Origin of the sequence: Ructibacterium gallinarum, from assembly GCF_014982785.1 — a bacterium.
GTDB classification, from domain to species: Bacteria; Bacillota; Clostridia; order Monoglobales; family Monoglobaceae; genus Ructibacterium; species Ructibacterium gallinarum.
Genome location: NZ_JADCKB010000016.1, coordinates 67,863 through 76,881 on the forward strand (window position 1 = coordinate 67,863; position 9,019 = coordinate 76,881).

General features: G+C 39.7%; 12 protein-coding genes and 1 pseudogene. 12 read left to right on the forward strand and 1 reads right to left on the reverse strand.

The features are described from left to right. Positions 1–282: 282 nt before the first annotated feature. The 7 genes from INF28_RS08455 (at position 283) to INF28_RS08480 (ending at position 3,826) form a co-directional block, all read left to right on the forward strand. Positions 283–624, forward strand: a complete 342-nt coding sequence (locus tag INF28_RS08455; protein WP_226393029.1) for a helix-turn-helix domain-containing protein — start codon at positions 283–285, stop codon at positions 622–624. Positions 625–765: 141 nt separating this feature from the next. Further along, entirely contained in the window at positions 766–1,332 is a 567-nt protein-coding gene (locus INF28_RS08460; RefSeq protein ID WP_226393030.1) for an RNA polymerase sigma factor, read from the forward strand. 6 nt (positions 1,333–1,338) lie between these two features. Further along, a complete protein-coding gene (locus INF28_RS12870) occupies positions 1,339–1,461 on the forward strand; it encodes a hypothetical protein (protein ID WP_264175733.1) in 123 nt (40 codons plus the stop codon). Continuing rightward, positions 1,451–2,209, forward strand: coding sequence for a hypothetical protein (locus INF28_RS08465; RefSeq protein WP_226393031.1), 759 nt, complete (start codon positions 1,451–1,453; stop codon positions 2,207–2,209). Before INF28_RS12870 ends, INF28_RS08465 begins: the two co-directional genes overlap by 11 nt. An 89-nt stretch (positions 2,210–2,298) precedes the next feature. Beyond that, a complete protein-coding gene (locus INF28_RS08470; protein ID WP_226393032.1) occupies positions 2,299–2,727 on the forward strand; it encodes a hypothetical protein in 429 nt (142 codons plus the stop codon). Between the two features lie 283 nt (positions 2,728–3,010). After that, the gene (locus INF28_RS08475; protein WP_226393033.1) at positions 3,011–3,244 is read left to right on the forward strand and encodes a helix-turn-helix domain-containing protein; all 234 of its coding nucleotides are present in this window, start codon (positions 3,011–3,013) and stop codon (positions 3,242–3,244) included. A gap of 360 nt (positions 3,245–3,604) precedes the next feature. Further along, positions 3,605–3,826 (forward strand): DUF6514 family protein, encoded by a 222-nt coding sequence (locus tag INF28_RS08480; RefSeq protein WP_226393034.1) that lies wholly within the window; start codon positions 3,605–3,607, stop codon positions 3,824–3,826. An 88-nt stretch (positions 3,827–3,914) separates the two neighbouring features. Here the strand turns inward: INF28_RS08480 and sigG are convergent, their stop codons facing one another. Further along, the gene (gene sigG / locus INF28_RS08485; RefSeq protein ID WP_226393035.1) at positions 3,915–4,685 is read right to left on the reverse strand and encodes an RNA polymerase sporulation sigma factor SigG; all 771 of its coding nucleotides are present in this window, start codon (positions 4,683–4,685) and stop codon (positions 3,915–3,917) included. Between the two features lie 144 nt (positions 4,686–4,829). Here sigG and INF28_RS08490 point away from each other — a divergent pair, with 144 nt between their 5' ends. From INF28_RS08490 to INF28_RS08510, 5 genes and pseudogenes are all read left to right on the forward strand, one after another. Beyond that, on the forward strand, positions 4,830–5,351 hold the full coding sequence (locus INF28_RS08490; protein ID WP_226393036.1) for an ECF transporter S component: 522 nt from the start codon (positions 4,830–4,832) through the stop codon (positions 5,349–5,351). Then, a complete protein-coding gene (locus INF28_RS08495) occupies positions 5,338–5,781 on the forward strand; it encodes a DUF1893 domain-containing protein (RefSeq protein WP_226393037.1) in 444 nt (147 codons plus the stop codon). The genes INF28_RS08490 and INF28_RS08495 overlap by 14 nt, the downstream gene beginning before the upstream one ends. Next, positions 5,763–6,878, forward strand: coding sequence for an aldo/keto reductase (locus INF28_RS08500; protein WP_226393038.1), 1,116 nt, complete (start codon positions 5,763–5,765; stop codon positions 6,876–6,878). Before INF28_RS08495 ends, INF28_RS08500 begins: the two co-directional genes overlap by 19 nt. 12 nt (positions 6,879–6,890) lie before the next feature. Further along, positions 6,891–7,165: pseudogene (locus tag INF28_RS08505) on the forward strand (metal-sensing transcriptional repressor). A 173-nt stretch (positions 7,166–7,338) separates the two neighbouring features. Next, positions 7,339–8,820, forward strand: a complete 1,482-nt coding sequence (locus INF28_RS08510) for a stalk domain-containing protein (protein WP_226393039.1) — start codon at positions 7,339–7,341, stop codon at positions 8,818–8,820. The last annotated feature ends 199 nt before the right edge of the window (positions 8,821–9,019 follow it).

The following is a 9,019-nucleotide window of genomic DNA, read 5'->3' on the forward strand; positions in this document are numbered from 1 at the left end:
ACAATGAACACACGGGGGATACGTTTTTTCGTGTGTTTTTTCTATCAATCTTCTTTATATGATAAGTTCTGAGAGGCCCCGTAACTGACGAAAATTCCAATATAAAAGGTATTTGTGATGATCATTAAAATTTTTGTTTTTTAATTTAAAAACGAATGTTTTATAAAACATATTTTGCAAATACAATTTGCGTCAAAAATCATTTAAAGAAAATGTCCTTTTTGATAAAATAAAGGAAAATAATTGCTGGACCGCAGAAGATATATGGGAAGGTGAATGAATTTGTTTGATAAATTGTATTTCCGGATAGGGAACAGAATCAAAGACAAGCGGACAACTGTAGGCTGGACGCAAGCCAAGCTTGCGGAAAAAGCAAATTTGGATGCTTCTCAAATATCTCGTCTGGAGCATGGAATGCATGGCGAACTGGAAACATATTTGAAAATAACAGAGGCGCTGCAAATCTCTATTGACGAATTAGTTCAAGATGTAAGCCGGTCCGCCCAAGAGAGTTTATATACGAAAGAGCTTTTGGATTCTTTTCATAAGCTGCCGAGTACACAACATAAAATTTATGTACTAAAAATGGTGCAGGATTTTTTGGAATTTGCAGAAAGCAAGTAAAAAAACGTCTGTATCTAAGACGATATAAACATGGGAAAACCCAGCAAGAATTTTGTAATTTTTTGTAGAAAAATGGCAGTTCAACTTGTTTATTATGAATGGCAGAAAACTTTATTGTTGATTTTGGGAAGGGGAATTTCAATGATACTTATTTTAAGCAATTTGAAAGACGGAGAAACCGATGATGAAAAGTTTAACAGGCTATATGATACATATTACCGCTATGTTTACACCATCTGTGCCAACATACTGGAAGATGATTACGAACTGCTCAAGGATGTTGTGCAGGATGTATTTTTAAAAGTCGCGTTAAGCATGCACGTGATTCGGGATGATGTATCTGCCAAGGCATGGATTTCTACCATAGCAAGAAACGAAGCCCTCAATGCGGCCAAAAAGAAAAATATGGAAAAGAAGCATATTTTGGATGTGGAGGATGAAATAGCATATGCTTCCGTTCCGGCCAATGAGCTGAATTCTCGTCCGCTGCGTATTATTGTAGATGAGGAAGCGGTCGATTCTATTTTTGCTGATATACGAGCGTTGGATAAAAAGTATTCTGAGGTTTTGCTGCTGAAAATTAAATTTGACTATGACATTGCTGATATAGCTAAAATACTGGGCATTAAACTTTCTACCACATATGCGCGCTATGAACGAGGCCTGGCAAAATTGAAAAACCGCATTGCGGCCAGAGCGGAGGTGTAGGAAGTTATGAAAAATTCGTTGAGAGTAAAGGGACAGCAGAATGTCTCTGCCTATCCGTCTGTTCCGTTTTTACTGGGAAAAGGGTGCATCATTTCTATCCAGAAAGGAGGAAAAGAAAATGAAAGATAAGCTGAATGAAAAAATCATTGACGATATGATAGAAGCCGCAATGGATCGATATGCGGAATCTATCGCGGAAGAGGACAGCGCAAAAACGCTTACGGCAGAGCAGGAACGTCACTGCGAAGAGAGCAAGGAAGAAATTCGGCAGAAGGTTCTGCATCAGCTGAAAAAAGAACAAAAAAAGCACAGCCGCCGTTGCCGCCGGGTAGTTCGGCGCAGCCTGATATGTGCCGCCGCCCTGACCGCCTTGGCGGTTATGATGGTAAACGTATCTGCAGTACGGGTTTTTGTCTATAAAACCTATACCAATGTTAAAGGAACTGTATTGTCCATGCAAACGGACTCAAAACAGCAGTATTATGATCAAATAGAAAAATTTGAAAATAAGGACGAATTGATTATTCCCAGCTGGTTGCCACCCGGTACTGTGATGGAAGAAGTTCAAGATTCTATTCAAAAGATAGAGTTGATATATTATAATGAAACAGAAAAATTTGATATTAGAATTACAGAACAATTAGTATCAAATAGGATACAGTCTTCTTTTGAAACCGAGAAAAATGAATATGTGGTAGAAGAATGCCGGGTAATGGGCATGGACGGGAAAATTATATGGATGCAGAGTGAGCTGGATACCAATCGACGGACGGTGGTATGGAGCTCTGACACCACCTATTATGAATTATCCACCAATGCAGACGACCTGATGTTTGAAACCATTATGAGCGGACTGAAATATTACAAAGAAAATTAAAAAACAGAAATTTGTCGAATTTCCTCTTTTATTGTTGTTTATATATATGTCAGTGTAAACAAACAAATAAAAGAAAGGATGTATCAAAAATGAAACAAATGAAAAAACTGACCATGAAATTATTTTGCGGCATGTTGGCGTGCAGCCTGCTGGGGGGGACTGCCTGCTTTGCGGCAGAAGCGCAGCTGGAAAAGCCGGCAGCGGTGGAAACTTCAGACGATTCCGTGTTAACCCTCAATTTTTATGCGGGAAATGTTAATTTTTATCATGGTAATGGTTATATGAGTGTCATGGTGTCCACCGAAGCATTCACACGTGCTAACACCATTTCCCATGATGTGACCATTTTTGTCAACGGCGTTTGGTATATGTCCCAAACTTATACGAAGTCAAACACGAGCTATTTATCTACCACGATTGATGTTCCTGCCCAGTATGGGGATCGGATTGAGGTCTATGTGGATCACCATGTGGACAGTGAAACAAGACATAGCGCAGAATCTGATATGATGCTTTAAATTTTATAAATTAACCAAAGTATACGCTGATATTGGGGTGCACAGGAAGACCTGCGCCCCCTTTTTTTGTCGTTTTATAAGCTATATTTTATAAAATAAAACAATAATATATGTAATATCATATAAAATTTTTTATTTCGTATTCTTTTAAAAAATTTTATAAATTTTGTCGAAAAATGCAATTTGATTTGTTTATTAATATAGGGAGTATCATTACAAATAAAAATCAACGACAAAAATTTAAATTTATAAATAAAATTTTATGCATATGGTGGGTGCTTCAATGTCTATTAAAACTCAATTTACAACAAAACTATTATTTCAACGGAAAATGCGTCATTTGACGCAGGAACAGACGGCGGAAAAACTTGGGATTTCTACACGGTGGTATCAGAAGATTGAAACGGGGCATTCGGAACCCAATCTGGAATTAACCTGCAAAATCGCCCGGGAATTTGATATTAATTTCTCTCTTTTTTATGATGAGATAATAGAAGATGATTATAATATGTTGTAAATATAACGCCAGCCAGTGTGTGCCCGAAATGTCTTTTATTATTTTCCTACTTTGAACAATTTTTCTTAAAATAAGAACACGGTGTTCGTGGATTATTATTTATAAAAATGCTACAATATTTATGAATTTTTTATAATGGAGGTTGTTTGTGTGTCAGTAAAAAATCAATTTGCATCTGTATTGCGGCAAGAATATACCATATGCCGCTTACTCTGGAACCGGCTGCCAAATGAATGGAATTTGCAGTATAAATCCATAGAACATCTAACAGAATATTTTAAACTAAGATTTCAACTGATCTTAAATCTACCGAATTTTTGGCTTAGATGTGTTTTGATTCCATGAGGAGGGATGCTATAAATGATTTGCTATAAAATAAATATGTTTTCTTTAGACGATCCGGATTTGGGGAATTATACTTCTTACGGACTTGACGCATATGATGAAAACGATACACTTGTGCGAAGGATTGTGGATGTTTCGCCAAATGAGCAGACGGTGTCTGGGCTTGTGGCTCTCTGCAATAAATTTCAAGTGAGTTTAATACATATTGATGATATTATTGAAGATTTTTTATCATAAAAATTAAAAATACATCCGGGGGACGGGGCGAAATAGGACCAAGAATATGTCCATATCTCCTTTGTTTTGCCCCGCCCCCATTCAATTTTTATAAATGTTTTTTCATATGATTTAAAGCATTTTTTTCCAGACGAGAAACCTGCGCCTGGGAAATTCCAATTTCTTTTGCAACTTCCATTTGTGTCTTTCCTTCAAAAAACCGCAAATTTAATATGTGACGTTCCCTGTCGCCTAGTTTTTTCATAGCTTCTTTAAGTGAAATTTTTTCCAACCAAGAATCGTCAATGTTTTTTTCGTCTTTTACCTGATCCATTACAAATACGGCATCGGCCCCATCGTGATAAACAGGCTCTTGCAGAGAAACTGGATCTAAAATGGCATCCAGCGCCAGAGAAACTTCTTCTCGCGGAAGGCCGAGCTCTTTAGCAATGGCTTCAACGCTGGGTTCTCTGCCGGTGGCGGAGGTCATCCGTTCCTTAACCGCAAGGGCCTTATATGCAGTATCGCGAATAGAACGGCTGACACGAATCGAATTATTGTCTCTTAAATACCTTCGTATTTCACCGATAATCATTGGCACGGCATAGGTAGAAAATTTGACATCGTGTGAGGTGTCAAAGTTATCTAAGGCTTTAATCAATCCAATACACCCGATTTGAAATAAATCATCAATATTTTCACTGCGGTTGTTAAACCTTTGAAGAATACTGAGAACAAGCCGGAGATTGCCGTAAATAAATTCGTGCCGTGCCTGCTGGTCTCCCTGCTGTATGCGAGCAAACAATTCCTTTTTTTCTTTTTCCGTTAAAACCGGAAGTTTGGAAGTATTAACTCCGCAGATTTCCACTTTGTTTATCATATCCGGTCGCTCCTGTTTCTTAAATTGTAATTCTTTTATCATTATTTGCATTGATGTTTTTTTTATACTGTCGAAGAGGAATAACCCTTGTCGAAAACGGGAAAATATGTTATAATAATATTTAAACATTTAAGGGGGACGAATATGAAAGTAAAAAAACTGACTTTTACTGCGTTGTTTGCAGCAGCTGGTGTGTTGCTTCCACAGATTTTTCATTTTATAGGTGGAGCGGCGGCAGGAGGCGTTTTTTTGCCCATGCATTTTCCAGTTCTTTTGGCAGGTTTACTGCTGGGCCCATGGGCAGGAGCGGCAGTGGGATTTCTTTGCCCAGTATTGAGTTGTTTGATGACTGGAATGCCTGCAGCAGCGAAGCTCCCCTTTATGATAATAGAACTTTTGGGATATGGAATTATGGCTGGTTTGACGTCAAAAATATGGAGATGGAATCTGTATTTCTGTCTGTTATCAGCTATGGCCGCAGGAAGGTTATTAAATGCTGTGGCGTTGGAAATATGCGGTCAGCTTTTACATTTGAATGTGCCAGCGGCCGTGTCGGTTTGGACCGCGGTGTTGACAGGGATTCCCGGAATCGTGGTACAGATTGTTTTAATTCCTTTCATTGTAGCGGTGTTTAGAAAGGCGGTGTCGGGATATGACAGAACTTGAAGCAGTACGGGATATTTTGTGCAGTAAAAGCTGCACCTGTGTTGTAAAAAAAGAGGATGTGTTGAAAACTTCCAGAGAACGCGGGATTCAGCCAGTGCTTCAATGGCTGGAGGAAGATACGGATGCGCTCAAAAATGGTGTCGTTTGTGATAAGGTGGTGGGGAAAGCAGCGGCTTTACTTTTTGTTTATGGCGGAATTCGCAAGATTCATGCAGGGGTAATTAGTAGTCCGGCTTGGAGTGTGCTGAAGGAGCACGGAATTTTCTGTACCTACGATAAAATGGTTTCGCGGATTTGGAACCGGGATCATACTGGACTTTGCCCTATGGAAAGTAGAGCGCTGGATATGGAAGATCCTGATGAAGCGTATCGAGTGTTTCGGAAATTAGTTTTAGGCAAGGAGGATGACATATGCAATACAGAACATTAAAACATACAGGAGAGAATGTATCTGTGCTGGGACTTGGATGTATGCGGTTTCCTACAATAGATGGCGGTGAAAAAATCAATGAAACAGAAGCCATAAAAATGATTCGGTTTGCTATTGACAACGGTGTGAATTATATTGATACTGCATGGCCATATCATGGAGGGCAAAGTGAAAGCGTTGTAGGAAAAGCTTTGCAGGATGGCTATCGGGATAAGGTAATGCTGGCAACCAAGTGCCCGGTGTTTTCTTTGAATCGGCCGGAAGATTTTGAAGAGATTTTTGAAAAACAGCTGGAAAAATTACAAACTGATCATATTGATTTTTATTTAATGCACAGCTTGTCTGAAAATACTTGGAATAACGTAGTGCTAAAATTTGGATTATTGGAAAAAGCAGTAAGAGAAAAGGAAGCAGGAAGAATTCGTCATATTGGTTTTTCGTTTCATGATACGTTTCAAGTATTTCAGCAAATTATTCACGGTTTTAATCAGTGGGAATTTTGCCAGATTCAACTAAACTATGCGGATATCAACAATCAAGCAGGAATACAGGGCCTGCGGTATGCGGCTGAGCAGGGACTGGATGTGATCATTATGGAACCACTGCGAGGTGGACGACTGGCAATCCCCCCGGCGCGTGTTGCTGACAGACTTGCACCTCAAAAAACACCGGTAGAATGGGGTCTAGACTTCCTTTGGAATCAAAAAGAGGTGGGTGTTGTCCTCAGTGGAATGAGCAGTATGACGCAGCTTATGGAGAATATTGGTTACGCAGACTGTGCTAAGGTGGATATGCTGACAGCGGAGGAAAAGGAGATGCTGGTACAGGCTGGCGAAATTTTTAATCATGGAGCACTGGTTGGCTGTACTGGATGCGGTTATTGTCTTCCCTGTCCTGTGGGAATCGAAATACCAGAAATTTTTCGCTTGTATAATCAGACAGCAAGCGGAAATGCAAAGCAAGCAAAGGAGCAATATGAACAGTTATCTTGCAAAGCGGATCAATGCCGCAAGTGCAGGCAATGTGAAAAAAATTGTCCTCAGCATATTGAAATTCATTCTGTAATGGAACAGGCAGCGGTTTGTTTTGCGAAGTAAGAAGGCATTGCTGTGAAGCAGTGTATGGATGCAGAACGGTTGCATAGGCGCTTAAAAAGATTATTGATCAGGTGCAGGCAATTGACCGCATGATTGATGAAGATGTTCCCTGTGAAGATAGTTGGTTTCACATTAATGCAGCAAAATCTGCCCTCCATAAAGCCGGATAGGTGATTTTGGAAGGACACATTCAACATTGTGTGCGTGATGGAATTGAATATGGAGATGCAGAACAGACAATTCAGAATTTTACAAAAGCTGTGGAACGTTTTTCTAATAGGGTTTAATATAAAAATAGTTGAAAACTATTGCTTTGGAAGCCGGCAGATCCCCCGCTATGCGGGGGATTTGTATTTTGTATAAATTTAAAGATGTTCGTGAAATTTCGATTGACTTTTTTACTATTTGCGTGTATGATTAAAGTAAAAAAGAGATTGTATCTGGTGAGGGGGCGAAATGAATGCGGAAAAAATGGTTATGTAGCATTCTGACTGGCATACTTTGCGTAAGTGGAGCTACAGTAGGGCTTGCAGAGGTTTCCTACATTCCGGTTTATGTAAATGAAGTGCAGTTGGAAACAAATCAAGCCGGCATTATGATAAATGATGTTACGTTGATTCCCATACGTGCCTTGGCGGAACAGATGGGATGCAATGTGGCGTGGAATGAAGAAAACCAGGGTATCGGAGTTACAGATCCAACTTCCGGAAGATATTTTGCTGTATATATTGATAAAACAGAGGCTTATGATCAAAACGGAATCCGATATGAATTAGAAAGTCCACCAAGATTGATGGTGGATCGGAATGGCAATGAAGTAGCGATGGTTCCTGTGCGTTTTGCGGCAGATATGCTGGGAAAAGAGATTGCATGGGATGGAGTGACGGAAACCGTATTTATCAATTCACCTATCGCCTATTCGAATGTAGAAAATACGGAACGTTACCGCAAGGAATGGTTTGGAAAAGAAATCCGTCGAATGCGTAACTTGGCTGAGCAGGGGATGTATTATGAAGCAGAAGCAGTGCGTAGCAGTATTCCAATTGAATTGCTGACAGAGGCCAAAGAATTGGCACCGGATTATCTTTCTGAATATTTTTCTGTTGCAGATAACATTTCAACCAACCTAAAGCTTATGGAAAGGGGAGAGCGCAATCAGGTTGAACAGGAATACGCGGCAACGCAGGCAAAAATTGATGAAGCACAATCGTATTATGATCGGGAATTATATTATGAAGCAGGCTACGCCCTTCAGGATATAGAAAATTATCGCCGGACGGCAGAACAGGATCAGGTAATTGCCAATTTGCGGACTGCAGCTGCGGAAGGAATTAAAAACATACCTAATATAGAAATGGAGAAAATTCGTGGTTTGCTTCGGGATGAAATGTACTATGAAGCTTATGCTGGAATTGAAAATGTGCTTCAGCAGGATATTACTGAAGAACAACGGCAAACGGCAATGGCGCTTCGTCAGGATATTGTTTATGCATTAGATGCGTATGAAAAAGCCCAGAGTATCACCGGAGTGCTTTATGTTACTAATGTTGCAGACTCGGTGAATTTTCGTGTGCGGCCAGAAGGTGATTCTGCTTTAATTTCTACGATCGCTTACGGAAGTCCGGTCGATTTTGTCGCTTTGGCGCAGAACGGGTATTATCAAGTAAAAAGCAATGGAAAGACCGGTTATATTGCGAGTCAGTTTTTGTCGGAAGATAAACCGGCATCTTCCAGCATTGGAACACGTTATTCGGTATGTGTAGAACCGATTGCGCTTTTGGCACAGCCATCTGTAGCATCGGGGGTAACAATCCTACGCTGGATTGATTATGCGGATGCAGTGAGTTTGATTGATGTTGTAAACGAACAATTTGCAAGGGTGAGATTTGACGGTGACTACGGATATGTGGAACGTCAGTATTTGTCTAATCAAAAACCATGAGAGAACTTTGAAGAAACTATATATAGAAAAAACATAAGATATTATTTCTGATAAAAAAATCCCTGCTCTTCTTGGACTGCCCCAATTTGTGCGGACAGTACAAAAACGCCCTTGATGGTAGGATAAATTAAAGATTTAAGCAATATACTGACTTCGTTTTTCAAGCGGAGTCAGTTTTGTTTTTATTTGTATTCTTTCG